Genomic DNA, 16091 nt, shown 5'->3' on the forward strand with positions numbered 1-16091 from the left:
AATTGATATCCAAGTTGTATAATGTACCTGTAAGCGTTAACAAAATCCGAATTTGGGGGCGTTAGTTATGGTTAAAAGTAAAGCAATTATGATTGGTGCTGGGCTATCGAACATGGCTTCAGCAGTGTATTTGATTCAAGATGGTCATTGGGATGGCAAAGATATCACCTTTTACGGGGTTGATATGCATGGTGCCAATGATGGCGGGTCAACCGCAGACTTCACGAACGAATATTGGAACAAGAATCATCCCATGGAGAACACGACCGGGTATGTTGCTCGGGGCGGTCGGATGTTAAATTATCGGACCTATGTGGATTTAATGGAATTGTTAGACCGGATTCCATCAATTACGGAACCAGGCATGACAGCCGCAGAAGATACTCGCGACTTTGATGCAAAACACCGGACTTTTGATAAGGCACGGCTATTACAAGGTGGCAAGGGTATTATCAATGCCAGCAAGTTAGGCTTTAACAACAAAGATCGGACCTTACTCACGAAGCTGATTTTGATGCCAGATGCTGAGGAAGAAAAACTCGACAATGTGACTATCGCAGAATACTTTGCGGATGATCCACATATGTTCCAAACGAACTTCTGGTACATGTGGGAAACAACCTTTGCGTTCAGAACACAAAGTTCTGCACAAGAATTACGGCGTTATATGCATCAAATGATTTATGAATTTACTCAAATTGAACATTTAGTTGGGGTTAATCGGACGCGTTACAACCAATTTGAAAGTATGATTGAACCATTAATTAAGTATTTACAAGCTCAAAATGTGACCTTTATTGACAACAAGATTGTTGAAGATTGGCAATTTAAAGATACTGCGATGCAAGATGAAATCACGGTGACAGGATTAGTTGTGAAAGATGCTAAAACCGGTGAGACTGAAGAAGTTGAAGTCGATGATGACACTGCAGTAATCTTTACCAATGGGTCAATTACCGATTCTGCAACGATGGGGGATTACAATACGCCCGCACCTGAAAATATGGAATACGGGATTAGTGCCGCCCTCTGGAAGAAAGCCACGGAACGCTTCTATAACTTGGGTACGCCGGACAAATTCTTTAATGATCGGAATGCAAGTGAATGGGTCAGCTTTACGTTAACGACCAAGGATCATGCTTTCTTAAATGAAATCGTGCGGATTACGACGCAAGAACCAGGGAATGCGTTGAACTCCTTCCTATCAACGACGCCAATTACACCTTTGAATCAAAAAGATATTAATATGTCGATTGTTATTCATCATCAGCCACACTTTACTACCCAAAATCCAAATGAAACCGTACTCTGGGGTTACTTCCTTTATCCACGGCGACAAGGCGAATTTGTTCACAAGCCATACATTAAGATGACGGGTAAAGAAATGGCGCAAGAATTAATTGGTCAGCTTTCGAAAGTTGATCCTGGTCCTGGCAACATTAAGGATAAGGAAAAAGAATTATTAGATAGCATCATCAACAATATTCCGGTTTACATGCCATATGCCTCTGCGTTGTTCAATAACCGGGCTAAGACTGATCGGCCAGAAGTTGTCCCACAACATTCAACCAACTTAGCCTTTACGGGTGAATTTGCGGAACAACCTTACCAAATGATTTTCACGGAACAAAGTGCAGTTCGTTCTGGTGAAATTGCAGCCTATCACTTTGCAGGGGTTCCAATGGATAACTTAGTTAAGACACCACGTTATGACAAGGATCCAAAGACCTTGTTGAAAGCGACTAAGAAAATGTTTGACTAAAATCAAAATTGGTTTTAAGAGATAAAGTGAACCCCCTGAGTTGGAGTAAATCCAAACTTGCTATGATCCCTTTATGGTTGTCAGATGAAATAATATAATTCATCTGACATTCCATGGAGGGATTTTTGTATGCCAAGGTCTAGATATACACTAGCCGAAAAACTGGCTTTAATTACTGAGTTTCAGAGCTCCAGTCTTTCTATTACTGCATTTAGTAAGCAACATGGGTTGGATCATCACACCATTGGTCAATGGAAATTACGTCTTCAACGCGATGGTATCAATGGATTAATGGCAACCACTAAGAATCAGCATTACAGTAAAGCGTTCAAGCAAATGATTATTCAAGCAAATGATTATTCAAGCATATTTGAATGGCGAGGGAACACTTCAAGAATTAACTAATAAATACCAAATGCGCTCAACTTCACAGCTAAGAAACTGGCTAATCAAGTATAATAGGGACCAAACTGTGACGGCTTCGCCGTCTAGAAAGCAGGTCCCTAAAATGAGCCGTAAAACAACTTTTAATGAACGTGTAGAAATTGTGGAGTGGATTAATAAAGGTAATCATTCATACAGTGAAGCCACCAAGCATTTTAACGTCTCTTATCAACAAGCTCGTTCTTGGGCCTTAAAGGCCCAAGCCAAAGGTTTTGAAGCCTTGGTTGATAACCGAGGGCATCGTAAACCTGAATCAGAACTAACGGATCTGGATAAAGCCAACCTCCGAATTAGGCAATTAGAGTCACAAATTAAGGATCAGCAATTATTAGAGGCATTCATAAAAAAATATCAGGAACTTCAGCGCAAGGGGTGAAACATCAACGTCGACTGGCTTACCACGCAATCAAGGAAGTTAGTCAAAACAATCATGGGACGATTACTAAGTTATTAGCAATACTTAAGGTTAGTCGTCAAGCCTATTACAAAGGGCTACATCGTAACGTAACGGATTGGGAGATTCGAGATAACTTCTTAACTGAACGGGTTCAATATTGGTATAACCAACATCATCAAAGTATTGGCAGTACCAAAATATTATCTAATCTCAGAAAAGACCTGGCCGTCACCGAACAGGTGACGTTAAAGCAAGTTAAGCGGATTATGATCAAGCTAGGAATTCGTTGCCAGGTTCGTCAGAAAAAGCATTCACGAATCCAAACAACAGGAGCAATACTTACAAGATAATTTTTTAAATCAGTGTTTTAGCGTTAACCAACCAAACCTGGTTTGGTTAGCTGATTCAACGGAATTGACCTATGGTGTTAACGGTCAGTATAAAGTGCGTTTGAGTGGCGTACTGGATCTTTACGGTCGCCATCTAATTGCCCATAAATTAAGTGAAACTGAAACTTCGAAGGCAGAAGTTCAGGTTTTTCAACGGGCCTTTAATTTTGCGGGTGACGTCCACCCTGTAGTGCATACTGACCGAGGTTCGGCATACACATCAGGAACATTCAATAACTTTTTGGCGCAACATGAAGTCACCCGTAGTATGTCACGACCAGGAACGCCGTATGATAACGCACCAATGGAACGTTGGTGGAACGAGTTCAAATTGCGCTGGATTGATCGACACGCTAAACCAGTTACCTATAAAGAATTAGTGGCCTTGGTCGAAGAAGGCATCAACTATTTTAATCAACTAGATCGTTCACCAGCAAGAAACGACCGCACCCCAGCGGAATACTGGAATGAGGCCGTTTAAGCAAAGCAAAACAAAACTTATATTATTTCAAATGACAACTTGACAGGGACTAGTACAAACTTAGGGGCTTTATTGCTCTAACTGTTTTTCAGATAATTCTCTGCAAACCGAGTCTGACCATTAGGATATACCCTAGTGGTCATTTTTAGCTTAGTGCTATACTGGTGATTATAAATGTTCATTAGAGCTGTCCAAAAGGGAACGCTGAAAATGGCTAAAATCGGTTACGCGAGGGTGAGTTCCAAAGATCAAAATCTGGATCGGCAGTTAATGGCTTTAAAGGACGTTGATCAACTATTTACGGATAAATTAAGTGGGGTCAACACCCAGCGCCCGGCGCTGAAAAAGTTGTTGGCCTATATTCGCGAGGGTGACGTTGTCCTAGTCACCGAATTAGATTGCTTAGGTAGGAACAACCAGGATTTAACCAAGATCATGAACACTATTCAAACTAAGGGTGCCACCTTGGATGTCCTAAATCTACCTTCCATGACCGGAATTGCGGATCCGAACTTGCGCCAATTGATGACCAACCTCATTATTGAATTGTATAAGTACCAAGCCGAGAGTGAACGTAAACGGATCATCGAACGTCAGCAACAAGGGATTGCCTTGGCCAAACAGCAGGATAAGTATCGCGGACGGAAGCCTCAATATGCCGAAGATGATTCGTGTTTGCAACATGCTTTTAAGCTTTATAAAGCAGGCATGAGTGATGTGGATGTTGCCAGGAATACAGGTATTAAACGGACTACCTTTATTCGATATCGAAAGAAATTCGATGTGAAAAGATGACGTTTACATGAGATAATCATGTCAAAAAAGATTAGTAAGTAGAAAATTCGCTAGAAAAACACAAGCTGAAGACGATGATAAAAAAAGGGGTATGTGTTTATGACTGTAGATTCTTGGTTTAGCAATTATGTTTCAGAAAACATAAATATAGATAGTAAAAAAAGCACAGGTGCAAGAAATAGTAGAAATTGGTTAACTTCAAATATTAAGGATCTTAGTCAAAGAAACGAGGAAAACCTTGAATTATACTCGGGCTCAGAATTTGCATTAAAAATGGGATCATTTGCTCGAAAGACACAGATTAGACCTCTTGACGATGTTGACCAAATGATTATCTTTTCGGCAAAGGGGAGCACCGCTAATTTAGATACATCTCAATGGAATCAGGTGTTTGTAAATGTTCCAGATAGCGCTCCTGAATTAAAGAAAATGGATGGAGAAAATGGGCTTAGTTCTATAAAGGTCTTGAATTATCTTAAACAGCTATTGAATGGAATATCGCAATATCAGTCGGCAGATATTAAAAGGAGTCAGCAGGCACTCAGACTGGAATTGTCAAGTTACGACTGGGGATTTGATATAGTCCCTGGATTTAGAACTGTTACTGATGGTCAGGGATATTACTACTACATCATTCCAAATGGGGAAGGTGCCTGGGAAAAAACAAATCCACGAATAGATCGTCAAAACTTAACTGAATATCAAAAAGAAGCCTCAATTGATCTAAGGGAAGTAGTGCGTATTCTCAAATATTGGCGAAAGGCTCATAATGCAGTATGCAAGCTTAATTCTTATGCACTAGAGACCATGGTTCTTGACTTTATAGACACTAATCCAATATACTCCAACTCCCGAGAGTTTGTAGAAAGTTTCCTTCTTTATCTTTCAAAAGCAGTTTTCGGTTCTGTTCAAGACAGAAAAGGATTTCAAGGAGATTTGAATTTTTTAGATTTTACAGCTCGTTTAGAAATTCAGAAAAAAGCAATATATTACCATGACGTGATAAAAGAGGCTAATAAATACGAAACTGAATTTATGAGTGAGCAAGCAATAAAATCTTGGACTAAGTTTTTTGGGAACTGATAGATGAAAATGAAAATTGACATAGCTAAGCAAAACACACCCAAAGCAATTCGGTTATTGTCTGCACAAAGGAATTTATATTCTCAAGCAAAATTTATAGAGCTTTTTAGCCTGTTGTCAACATTAGTTCCGATTGTCCTTGTACTTTTTATTGGAAATGGGATTTGCATTCAATTCATTACAACAATCGCCCCCGTGATAGCTCTTTTACTAACTCAGTGGTCAAAAAACGAAATAAAAAGCGCCGCAAGAATTCAAGAAAAATTTGACACTATTATATTCGGGCTATATTGGAATGAAATATTAGTCGGGAGAGAACCAAGTCCAGAGATTATTAATAAGTTTTCAAAAAATCAGGATCAAAGTATTTTAAAAAATTGGTACACTAATCCAGGTTTAGATTCAGATGAATTAAATATAATCATTTGCCAAAGGAATAATGTGGTATGGAATATACAGCTCCATAAAATCTGTAAAAATATAATAGTATTTTTGCTTTTGCTATTTCTAGGATTTATTACTGCTGGTATCTTTTTTAAAGATTACATGTGGGTACATGCTATGGATACTGCTATCGTTACTATAATTCCAATTGTTATCAAACTGGTAAGTTATTGGATCAGTTTTAAAGCTTTGCTAGATGAAGAAACCCAACTAATTAACAAGATAGATGATATCATTCACTCTATAGATGAAAATAGATATTCAATTTCTGTTGAAGACTTAAGATCTATTCAAGATTTTATATTTATTAATATTAGATCTGCAACTGTTTTAGTTCCAAATTGGATTTACTTTGTTACCAAGAAAAACCGTGAAGAAGCAATGGAATCCTCTACAAAAAGTATTGCTGACAATTTAAAAAAGCATTCGGAACATTAATCTTATGGTGTAAGATCATGTTCTGGATCTTGCTCAATTAAAAGAACCTAAGAACATAGATACTAATAGATACAATATAGATACTCAAAAGTTGGACTTTCCCACAACTTATTTCTCACCAGCAGAAATTGAAAAACAAAACAGAGACCTGGTCACTCATGCTGATAAATTCCTAACTGATGAAGACAGTGGACTACCAGCTTTCTTAGAACTCGAAGCGGTTCAATTACTTAGCTTTTGGTGCCGAACCCCGCAACAGATGCGCCGGTTTATCGGTATTATTCTCAATGCCAAGTACGAGGTCGAAAAGGAACGTCAAAACATTGGGGTCTATATTCCACTAGACGATGAAGAGCTAAAGCCCTTGATGACCAGGACTTTAAGACGCTACTTTAACGCCCTTAGAAGTAATGAGAAACATATCAAAGACGTTGAGAATTACCTATACGGCACCATTCAAAATCTATTTGGGGTTTGGTGGAATAAACATGTTGCCAGAGATTATGCCGCCAAACACCCCGAAAATGCTAATAACGATCATGCTTGGAATTGAAGGCCTGTATAAGCTTATATCTAGATCTTTAATCGTGTGAGGACCATTTAATTGGAAACAGCTTAAAACCGTTTAGAACAAAAAATAGATAGCTTAAACGGCACATGCTGGATAAGTAGCTGAACATGAAAGGAGCTTTTAAAATGACTAAACCAATCAAAAAAGTCGGAAAGATAGAGCAATTGTTGGCTGACCCGTGGGCAGTCGATATTCAAGAAATTTGGGAGCAAGCAGCACATAATCCTGATCCTGATAAACGCAAACTCTTTGACGCTTTACACACTTACCTCTTAGACAAACGTCAAGAACAAATCATCAATGAAAAACACTTTGTGGTCTAATATGAGTGAACAAAAAAGATATATCATTGTGGCTGGAATAAACGGCGCTGGGAAAAGTACTTTGTATCGTACACGGCCAGAATTATTTGCGCATTCTAAACGATTGAACGCTGATGAAATTCTGCAAGCAATGGGTGGTGATTGGCGAAAAAATCGTGATAATTTTAAAGCCATGCGCGAAGAAATTAAACAGTTACATGCTGCTTTAAATCAGCGACAGAGTATTCACGTTGAAACAACCTTATCTGGACAAGGTAAGGCTCAATTGAATCTAATTGATCGTGCTCACAAAAATGGTTTTGAGGTCACGCTTTTATATGTGGCTTTAAAAAGCGAAAAAATAGCAATTAATCGTGTTCATGAGCGGGTCAAAAAAGGTGGGCATGGTGTACCAGATGAAGTTGTAAAAAAACGTTATAGTCAATCAAATCATAATTTGCCAGCAGTTGCCTTCAAAGTTGATAACGTAGTGATCTATGATAATAGCCAAAAATTTGTGTCAGTTTACAGAAGAGAGCATGACCAGGTGATTAAAAATAAATTGAGTGAATATCCTTGGATTAATTCTAAAATCACTTTTGAAGCAGCCATTCAAAAACAACTAAATGGCTTTGTTAAAGATAATCCAGATTTAAAAATTGAAAATCCAATGAATGATCCAGAAAATAAAGACGAGTCCGGGACATAACTCGGATTCCATAAGAAAATGAGGTAGTAAATTCTCGAATTTTGAGAATTTACTACCTCATTTTTTCTTTGCCCCTCCGGGTCTGCAAATAGCATGGCTAATTTTGCCATATTATTTGCCATTAATGCGATACCAACTTCATTCCATGTACCCATTAAACCTCGCACCGAGAAACGGTTGAACGACAAATGAGCTTTCAAGTTGGCAAAAATTGGTTCAACATCAATTTTACGTTGCGCGTAAATTTGTTGGCCAACTTGACTTGAAAGCTGTTCTTTTGCTTTGTTTTTAAAATATTCCCAATTTGAGTTAATACTGATTTGGCGCTTGTTACCCTTGGGGGTAGTGGCTAATTTTTGCCGAATAGGATCTTCAAAATATTTAACAGCTCGATACACTTTGAAGTTTCGCTCAGCACCGTATTTATCGTGACGAGTGCTGTAATTAGAAAAGACAAATTGAATGCCATCCAAATCAGTAAAACAATCGTTCTTTTCATCATAATTCCAATTAGCAACTTTCCGTTTGTCTTTATGATAAGAACGTTTTTGTTCTTTTTCATACATGCCATATGGAATCAAAAAATTAGTTTTAAGCTCATCAGTAATATATTGATAGTTCATTTCACTACCATAACCGGCATCAGCAACAATATACCGGGCAGTATATTGGTTGGTATCAAAGATAGTCGATAAAAATGGCTGTAGCGTCCGAGTATCGGTAGGGTTATGGAATAAATCGAAGAATAATGTAAATTGATTTTGACTTGCGACCTGAAGATTATATCCTGGTTTTAGTTGACCGTTCTTCATTGGATCCTCTTTCATACGCATGAAAGTTGCCGCAGGATCAGTCTTAGAGAAACTATTGCGTTTACCAAAAGTCCTATTGGCAAACTCGTATTTTTGTTTGCGTGGAATCAGATCGTTGTGTAGCAAATGTGAGTAATGTTTTAGTTTACGACGACGGCGCTTATTTTGAGAGCCACCGGGTTTAATCTTTTCGTCGGCAATAATTGTATTCAAATGAGTGATTTCATCATCCACTTGATTGGAGATTACATCTAAACTAGCACTATCAAGAGGCCGATCGGTCTCTTGATTGACGGCCAAATCAACTTTAGCTTGAATTAAATCCTGATAAAGTTGGCTAGTTTTAACATTAAGCTTAGGCTCATTTTTCTCAACAGACTTTCGCCATACAAAAGTATATTTATTAGCGTTAGCAAGCAGTTTAGTACCATCAATAAATAATGCCGAGTCATCAATCAGCCCCAATGCTTCTAACCGTTGGCGGAAAGTTAAGAAAAGCCGTTTGATCAGTGTTTTAGTTTGCGGTTTAACCCGAAAACGATTGATAGTTCGATAACTAGGTGTTGTTTGGATATTGCCTAATAGCCAACGCATCGGTAAGTTTTCTTCCGCCATTTCAGCGATTTTTCGACCAGAAAAAACTTTACGAGAATATCCAAATAATAACATTTTAAGTAATAATCTAGCAGGATACTCAGGACGACCGGTCCGAGAGGACTCGGCGTCCAAATCAGCCATTGAAATTGATTCAACTAAAGTATTGATTGCCCAAACAATGTGATTACTTTTGGGTTGCCAGTCCAATTCTAGTTTCAAAATAGTTTGATTATTGATATAATTCATTTGCATAGAAAGCACCTCTATTTTCTTTTTTGTTTGGTCGCAATAAGAATACCAGAGAACTTTCTCTGCGTACATAAAGAATGAAAAAATAGTTCTGAGAAATCAAAAAACGATTTCTCAGAACTATTTTTTAGAATCTAGGACTTTTGTCCCAAACTCGTCTTTTAGTTATGCCTTTAGGCCCAGTTGAGCGCGCTAAAGCGTGCGAAACAAAAAACCACCCGCTATGCGGGTGGATGGCAAAATGGTTAAACCAAAACGCCCCCATCAGATTTAGAATGTAGGTGTCAGAGCCAAACATTCAAAATCGAAAGGGGACGTCAGAAATGGCGAATAAGCTAAATAGTCTTGCGCATACCAAATGGCTGTGCAAGTACCATATTGTATTCACTCCAAAGTATAGGAGAAAAATAATTTATAATCAATATCGACGTGATTTGCAAGAGGATATTCGATTGTTGTGCCAATATAAAGGCGTAAAAATTTTGGAAGGCCATATGATGCTTGAACATGTGCATTTATTGGTAAGTATCCCACCGAAGCTGAGTGTATCAAGTTTCGTGGGGTATTTGAAAGGTAAATCGGCATTGATGATGTTTGATCAGCATGCAAATTTAAAATATAAATTTGGAAATCGACATTTCTGGTCAGTTGGTTATTATGTCAGCACGGTTGGATTGAATGAAGCAACCATCGAGAAGTATATCCGTGATCAGGAGAAAAATGATCAAGCGGAAGATTGCTTGAGTGTTCGGGAATATGAGGACCCTTTTATGGGTCAAGGTAAGTAATACCAACACCACTTAAAGCGGTGGCAAAAGTGACAAGAGCAAGTTTGGCTTTGATACACAAAAGCCAGAGCTTTGAGACGCTGGCAAGGACATAGGGCTTATAGCCCTGGAGCAAACTACCCGTTTTACGGGTAGTTATGATTTGTCGGTGTTTGAGTCTAAAAAAGCCCACTATGCGGGCTAGAAAAACTAAGCGGTGATCCTTGGTCTAATTATTTGAATAATTCAGTGTGACGCATTGTGTTAGTCATGACGGTGCTAGCGCTTCTTGTACTGCATGCAAAAAAGCTTGGGCTGCTGTAGTAAGGGAGAGGTCTTTGGACCAGACTAAATTAACGGCCACAGGTGGTATGTCGGCTAGCGGAACGAAAGCTAGTGCAGTACTGGCGGTGTTGTAGATACCTTCAATGGCGATGGCGGCACCTATCCCAGCCTCAACAAACTTAGTAGCGTTGTAGAGTAGATTATAGGTTGCTATCACATTTAACTGAGTGATATTTTGCCCAAACCAGTCGGCAATTTCTGTGTTAACCCCGCGTTGATAGGACATCATCAAGGGAACTGTGAATAAATCAGTCGGTACAATTTGGGCGTGTTTGGCCAGTGTTGAAGTCTTGGGTAAGAGTAATCCCCAATGACTGTGACTTGGCAAATTAATGAAATTAAGCCGCTCTTTGTCGACATGACCTACTAGGAGACCAAAATCCAGTAGGCCTGCAGCTAATTGCCGTTTCACGTCGTCTGCATTCAGGCTGGATAGCTGGAAGGTCACTTGTGGATGCTGATTGGTCAGTGTCTTAGCCGCTTGTGCGATGGTGGTAATGCTGGGGACTTCGCCACCGCCAATGGAGACGTTGCCACTGAGTGTGGTTGTTTTTTGAATATTATAGATAGTCTTGTCCGCAAGTGCCACAATTTGACGAGCCTGTTGGGCGAAATAAGTGCCACTGGCAGTTAAGGCAATTGTGCGGCTGCCACGTTCGAATAAGGTCACGTCTAGTTCATCCTCTAAATCGTGCAGTTGTCGTGAGATGGTGGGTTGAGAGATGTGGAGTTTGGTGGCGGCCCGGCTGATATTTTGTTCTTGGATGACGGTGAGAAAATAACGTAGAACTCGAATTTCCATGAGAAACCTCCTATGCTTTTTAAGCATGATATATTAATCAATTTAGGTATTAGACATACTATAGTTTACCAGTTATGCTAGTCTCCACAAAGTCATTGAAGGAGATTAAAAAAATGAGTGTTGAAAATAAGGTTGTAGTTGTTACTGGAGCATCTAGTGGCATTGGTGCGGCCACTGTTAAATTATTAGTTAATCAAGGCGCCAAAGTGGTTTTTGGTGCGCGACGTGCTGATAAATTGGCAATGGTTGCGGCTGATTTACCTAAGGATCAAATTGCTTATCAGGTGACGGATGTGGCAGAACTCGTATCTGTTCAGGAATTAATTCATTTGGCTGTTAGCACATTTGGCAAGATTGATGCCCTCTTTAACAATGCTGGAGTGATGCCCACGGCTAATTTAGCTGAGAATCATCATGATGAGTGGCAACGGATGTTAGATATTAATGTGATGGGCGTATTAAATGGGATATCAGCGGTACTTCCTGTCATGCATCAACAAGGATTCGGCCACATCTTAGCAACGGATTCGGTTGCAGGTCACTTGGTTTATCCAGGATCTGCGGTGTATTGTGGAACGAAGTTTGCTGTACGAGCGATTATGGAAGGCTTACGACAAGAAGAAATTCAGAATCGGATTCGCACGACGATTGTGTCACCAGGAGCAGTTGATACGGAACTATACCGGTCTATCAGTGATTCTAAGACGGCTAAAGACTTAGTGACCGCTTGGCATGCAACATCAGATAGTGCCCTGCAGCCCGAAGATCTTGCGGCTGCTGTCGTTTATGCTATTGGTGCACCTAGCCGTGTAGCAGTAAACGAAGTCTTGATCCGTCCCGCTGGTCAGGCGATGTAAGAAAGTGAGTAAATAAATGCAGAAGACAACGATTCTTGACCGTGCTCTGGCGGGTGAACGACTCGTGTTTACGGATCCGGAATTTGCGATTGTGGAGCAAAAAGTTGTCCACACAGCTCGGCTTTTACAGATGTTTAATCAGACTACGCAAACCGGAGCAGAACGCCGACAATTACTCAGTGATATTTTTGGGACAACTGTGCCAATTTCAACGGACATTAAGGCACCGCTCCATAGCGATTTTGGCGGTCATATCTTTGTTGGAGAAAATGTCTTTATTAATCAAGATGTGATATTAACTGATCTTGGCGGTATTTATTTAGGGGATGGTGTCTTGATTGGACCACGGTCAACGTTGATTACAGTGAACCATGTGGAAGCTCCTAAACATCGGCGTGATCTTTTGCCGCAAGCAATCCATATTGAAGCGGGGGCCTGGTTAGGTGCTGGTGTAACGGTTCTTCCCGGTGTTACAATCGGAGAAAATACCATTATTGGTGCTGGTGCAGTGGTGACTAAGGATATCCCCGCCAATGTGGTCGCAGTGGGAACACCTGCCAAAATACTGCGACATGTTTTGGCGGAGGTAGACGATGAATCGGCAATATAAAGTTGCGGGTAAGATACTTTTCGTCGTTTTAGTTAGTGTGCTAGTTATTGTGAGTGCCTGGTTTTGGCAGACGCATCGCCAATCTAGCCAACAGCCGTCATTTCAGAGGACAGCATCGCAATCAGTAGTGGGGACAAACAATCGGCGGATAATTGTGACTATTGGACACAAACAGCTTACTGCTCGTTTAAATAAAACGGTACCGGCCCAGCAGTTATGGCAGCAATTGCCGATGACGGTTAGCTTTACTGATTTTGGGAGTGGTTTTGTAGAAAAAATTGCGCCACTACCGCAATCACTACGAACAACAGGTACGCCAGTAGGTGCGAATCCACATCCCGTTGATATTGCTTATTGGTCGCCACAACCCCGGTTGGTCTTCTACGGGGGGAATGCGGGATACTATGAAGGCATTCATATCATTGGTCATTTTGAACAGCGAAAAAAGGCGCAACGATTACTGCAACGACACATGGGTCGGATAAAAATACAAATTACCCGGGATTAAATGGACGGAGCAGTGTTTATTTCACCGTCCGTTTAATAAATGAAAATCGTATCCGTTTTCAATACTAGTGCTACTAAGTTTTTTTGAAGATTAATAAAGTCGCTCAATAGCGTTCGATTTAGTTATTATTAGACTATGAATGTGAACAGATAAAATAAATGTGTTTTGAAAATGAATTGTCAGCAAATCTGAATGGATGCAGCCATGGTAACCGTCAGTATTAATCATAATTAGGCTTATCAGCACGGATTTTTAGCGAGGTATGCTATGCTAGAAAAAGACTTTTTATGGGGAGTGGAATTGATATGCCAGCAATGACCACGTTGATTACGCCAGCTGAGAATCGCTTTTTTTTATTGAGCGAACGGGCCCGACGAACCACGACATTACAACAAATTAGCGGTTTGCTTCGAGACCATGTGACGGTCAAAGTAACTAGTGATTTTTTATTAGACACGGTTCGTAATTTGATTTTGCATGACCATGCGGCATGGATGACGGCGTGTAGCCATGAATGGCAGCTTTTAGCGAGCTTGCCATATGTGATTAATCCGAGCGATGATCGGCATAATTGGCACCATTGTGAGCTGTGCCATAAGCCAGTACGCTACGAATATCATGTGCAAAATAAACATAACCAGCAAGCCTTAGTGGTGGGTTCTGAGTGCGTGAAGAAGTTCATGAATGCCGAAACGCGGTATCTAATGGTGATTACGACGGAAGATAACTTTTATGCGGTCGCGCAATACCAAACATTGACGGCACAAGTTCCGGTGATCCCAACGATTATGTTCAAGCAACCGTGGCTGCCGCAATTACCAAGCGACCAGCATGCCCAAGCAAAGCAGTTGCGAACGATGACCAGCCAAACCGTGACGACTTATCTGAAACGGCGCACGACGACCTTGCCATTGTTAGCCTTAAAGCCAGCCTTGAAGGATTATGACCAATTGGTCCAGTTGGAAGCGAAAACAGTCGCAACTCAAGCCGTTGTAAAAGAAGCCCAAGCGGTTGCAACTCAGCAACAACGGACCAAAGCAGTGCAACGGACGGTGCAGTCGGCTGTCGAAAAGCTTAAGACTAGCCCGCTTTACCGCCAATATTTACATCAATTAGCGGTCATTATTGTGTCACGTCCAGACCGTGCGACAGCTAAAACCCTGTTCAGCAAACTGACACCGCCAGCAACCACCCGGCCACTAGTCAATTCTTACCAATTTGGCTTAATGGTAACGGAGTATCAGCAGATCGGCCAAATCCAAGTGCGACGATTGGCAATGTTGGACCGTGATTTTGTGCAAGCGTTGAACCAAGTTACCCGCCAATTAGACCAACGCCAAACGATTCGGTTTTATGATGATGTTTATAATAGTTGTTGGGGGTGGACCTACCATCAGGCCGCCAATCAACGGGCCGATTGGCAACGTTTATTAGCAACTCGGTTTGGTACTGATCTGTCATTGGCTTGGTTTCAAGAACTGACTCAGCAGACTGACGCTACCGTGGTTGCTTGGTTAGCTAAGCATGCCGATACAATCATGCAAACTCAGTTGAAACAGCGGCTCAAGACGGCCGGACCAATTGCCAGATCACGGTTAACCCGGTCAGAATTACGGGAATTTTGTCAGCGTGAGTTGACTGCAAGTGCTACAGCGGTGGATTTTCAGCGAGCTTTTGACCGTTATTATCAGTTGCCAGCTGAGCGTCAAACGCAATGGCACGAGACTTTAGCGTATTATTACGTGGCGAAGCATAGTACTGCCGACCATCAAGTTGCGCTCCAGCAATTGCAATGGTTATTGCGGCAATAGTGCGTGTCACACAACTTTAGATTGTTTCACGTGAAACATCTCCTAGGATGTCAAAAGGGCTTCTGCTAAAGCGAGCACTTTTTGACCGTTCATTGTGCCATAGTCGTGCATATTGATAATGGCCATGGGAATATGTAATTGGGTCGCTAGGACTTTAACTTTTGGTGCTAAAAAGCTGATTTGCGGGCTTAATAAGAGGACATCTGGCCGTTGAGCGGCCGTTAAGGCGCGGTCAATTGTGGCCGCTGCAGTGGCAAAAATGTGGTAATTAGTATTGCGCTGTTCGGCGACTGTCTGCATCTTAGCAACGAGTAATGAGGTGGATATGCTACTGGTGCAAGCTAACATGATGGTTTTTTTAGGCATGGATGAGGCTCCTTTACGACGGTATATTAAGCAATACCTTAGCATAGCTAGCATCAAATGAAAAGCGGCGACTGCGACAAAAAATAGCGACTGTAAGAATTCACGTGAATTCTTACAGTCGCTATTTGGTATCGGTGATCAAGCGGTTTTAAAGGTATACCAATAATCAATTTGTTCCGCTAAACCTGAAAACGCGTTTTTAGTTAGCCAATTACTTATCGCCTAATAATTTTTCAGCAGTAGTTAGGACGTTTTCACCATTCATCATGCCATAATCTTGCATATTGATGAGAGCCATTGGAATCCCAGCCTGGTCCGTTTTCTTTTTTACATCATCAGCCATATAACTAATCTGTGGTCCCAGCATCAAAACATCTGGTTTGTGTTCAGACTTTAGTTGATGATCAATGTCGGATGAAGCGGTGGCAAAAATCTTGTAATTAACGCCATCGGCTTTAGCGGCCGCTTCCATTTTTGAAACTAGTAATGAGGTTGACATGCCGGCTGAGCAAGCCAACATAATTATTTTTTCAGCCATAATGATGAACTCCT

Annotated in this window: 19 protein-coding genes and 1 pseudogene; 16 read left to right on the top strand and 4 right to left on the bottom strand. The window is 40.7% G+C overall.

Annotation, left to right across the window (positions count from 1 at the left end):
* Window positions 1–67: 67 nt before the first annotated feature.
* From C5Z26_RS08640 to C5Z26_RS08680, 11 genes and pseudogenes are all read left to right on the top strand, one after another.
* A complete protein-coding gene (locus tag C5Z26_RS08640; RefSeq protein ID WP_105449565.1) occupies window positions 68–1762 on the top strand; it encodes an oleate hydratase in 1695 nt (564 codons plus the stop codon).
* A gap of 129 nt (window positions 1763–1891) precedes the next feature.
* Window positions 1892–2167 carry an IS66 family insertion sequence element accessory protein TnpA gene (gene tnpA / locus C5Z26_RS12625; RefSeq protein ID WP_234005663.1) on the top strand — a complete coding sequence of 92 codons (276 nt, stop codon included), beginning with the start codon at window positions 1892–1894 and terminating at the stop codon, window positions 2165–2167.
* A gap of 103 nt (window positions 2168–2270) precedes the next feature.
* Window positions 2271–2582 carry a helix-turn-helix domain-containing protein gene (locus C5Z26_RS12630; RefSeq protein ID WP_234005664.1) on the top strand — a complete coding sequence of 104 codons (312 nt, stop codon included), beginning with the start codon at window positions 2271–2273 and terminating at the stop codon, window positions 2580–2582.
* The gene (locus tag C5Z26_RS12635; protein ID WP_234005665.1) at window positions 2579–2953 is read left to right on the top strand and encodes an IS3 family transposase; all 375 of its coding nucleotides are present in this window, start codon (window positions 2579–2581) and stop codon (window positions 2951–2953) included. The genes C5Z26_RS12630 and C5Z26_RS12635 overlap by 4 nt, the downstream gene beginning before the upstream one ends.
* A gap of 64 nt (window positions 2954–3017) precedes the next feature.
* Window positions 3018–3473 (top strand): DDE-type integrase/transposase/recombinase, encoded by a 456-nt coding sequence (locus C5Z26_RS12640; RefSeq protein ID WP_234005666.1) that lies wholly within the window; start codon window positions 3018–3020, stop codon window positions 3471–3473.
* Window positions 3474–3683: 210 nt separating this feature from the next.
* Window positions 3684–4268 (top strand): recombinase family protein, encoded by a 585-nt coding sequence (locus C5Z26_RS08655; protein WP_105449566.1) that lies wholly within the window; start codon window positions 3684–3686, stop codon window positions 4266–4268.
* Window positions 4269–4367: 99 nt separating this feature from the next.
* Entirely contained in the window at window positions 4368–5351 is a 984-nt protein-coding gene (locus C5Z26_RS08660; RefSeq protein ID WP_105449567.1) for a hypothetical protein, read from the top strand.
* Between the two features lie 3 nt (window positions 5352–5354).
* A complete protein-coding gene (locus C5Z26_RS08665) occupies window positions 5355–6233 on the top strand; it encodes an S-4TM family putative pore-forming effector (RefSeq protein ID WP_158682826.1) in 879 nt (292 codons plus the stop codon).
* A gap of 40 nt (window positions 6234–6273) precedes the next feature.
* Window positions 6274–6786, top strand: a pseudogene (locus C5Z26_RS08670) (replication initiator protein A); the annotation flags it as partial.
* 143 nt (window positions 6787–6929) lie between these two features.
* The gene (locus C5Z26_RS08675; RefSeq protein WP_105449568.1) at window positions 6930–7127 is read left to right on the top strand and encodes a hypothetical protein; all 198 of its coding nucleotides are present in this window, start codon (window positions 6930–6932) and stop codon (window positions 7125–7127) included.
* A gap of 1 nt (window position 7128) precedes the next feature.
* The gene (locus C5Z26_RS08680; RefSeq protein WP_105449569.1) at window positions 7129–7815 is read left to right on the top strand and encodes an ATPase; all 687 of its coding nucleotides are present in this window, start codon (window positions 7129–7131) and stop codon (window positions 7813–7815) included.
* Here the strand turns inward: C5Z26_RS08680 and C5Z26_RS08685 are convergent.
* Entirely contained in the window at window positions 7719–9476 is a 1758-nt protein-coding gene (locus tag C5Z26_RS08685) for an IS1182 family transposase (RefSeq protein ID WP_158682827.1), read from the bottom strand. The two genes, C5Z26_RS08680 and C5Z26_RS08685, sit on opposite strands and share 97 nt — an antisense overlap.
* 320 nt (window positions 9477–9796) lie before the next feature.
* On the opposite strand from C5Z26_RS08685, the gene tnpA (C5Z26_RS08690) reads away from it, so the two are divergent.
* Window positions 9797–10261 carry an IS200/IS605 family transposase gene (tnpA, locus tag C5Z26_RS08690; protein ID WP_105449571.1) on the top strand — a complete coding sequence of 155 codons (465 nt, stop codon included), beginning with the start codon at window positions 9797–9799 and terminating at the stop codon, window positions 10259–10261.
* A gap of 247 nt (window positions 10262–10508) precedes the next feature.
* Here the strand turns inward: tnpA (C5Z26_RS08690) and C5Z26_RS08695 are convergent, their stop codons facing one another.
* Entirely contained in the window at window positions 10509–11387 is an 879-nt protein-coding gene (locus tag C5Z26_RS08695; RefSeq protein WP_105449572.1) for a LysR family transcriptional regulator, read from the bottom strand.
* Window positions 11388–11500: 113 nt separating this feature from the next.
* Here C5Z26_RS08695 and C5Z26_RS08700 point away from each other — a divergent pair, with 113 nt between their 5' ends.
* The 4 genes from C5Z26_RS08700 (at window position 11501) to C5Z26_RS08715 (ending at window position 15173) form a co-directional block, all read left to right on the top strand.
* Window positions 11501–12244 (top strand): SDR family oxidoreductase, encoded by a 744-nt coding sequence (locus C5Z26_RS08700; RefSeq protein WP_105449573.1) that lies wholly within the window; start codon window positions 11501–11503, stop codon window positions 12242–12244.
* Between the two features lie 16 nt (window positions 12245–12260).
* A complete protein-coding gene (locus tag C5Z26_RS08705) occupies window positions 12261–12854 on the top strand; it encodes a sugar O-acetyltransferase (RefSeq protein WP_105449574.1) in 594 nt (197 codons plus the stop codon).
* On the top strand, window positions 12838–13362 hold the full coding sequence (locus tag C5Z26_RS08710) for a cyclophilin-like fold protein (protein WP_105449575.1): 525 nt from the start codon (window positions 12838–12840) through the stop codon (window positions 13360–13362). The genes C5Z26_RS08705 and C5Z26_RS08710 overlap by 17 nt, the downstream gene beginning before the upstream one ends.
* A 305-nt stretch (window positions 13363–13667) precedes the next feature.
* A complete protein-coding gene (locus C5Z26_RS08715) occupies window positions 13668–15173 on the top strand; it encodes a hypothetical protein (RefSeq protein WP_105449576.1) in 1506 nt (501 codons plus the stop codon).
* A 42-nt stretch (window positions 15174–15215) separates the two neighbouring features.
* On the opposite strand, the gene C5Z26_RS08720 is transcribed toward C5Z26_RS08715, so the two are convergent.
* Window positions 15216–15539, bottom strand: a complete 324-nt coding sequence (locus tag C5Z26_RS08720) for a PTS sugar transporter subunit IIB (protein WP_105449577.1) — start codon at window positions 15537–15539, stop codon at window positions 15216–15218.
* A gap of 211 nt (window positions 15540–15750) precedes the next feature.
* On the bottom strand, window positions 15751–16077 hold the full coding sequence (locus tag C5Z26_RS08725; protein WP_105449578.1) for a PTS sugar transporter subunit IIB: 327 nt from the start codon (window positions 16075–16077) through the stop codon (window positions 15751–15753).
* Window positions 16078–16091: the final 14 nt, after the last annotated feature.

The sequence above is a fragment of the Lactobacillus sp. CBA3606 genome (assembly GCF_002970935.1).
In the GTDB taxonomy this organism is placed as follows: Bacteria; Bacillota; Bacilli; order Lactobacillales; family Lactobacillaceae; genus Lactiplantibacillus.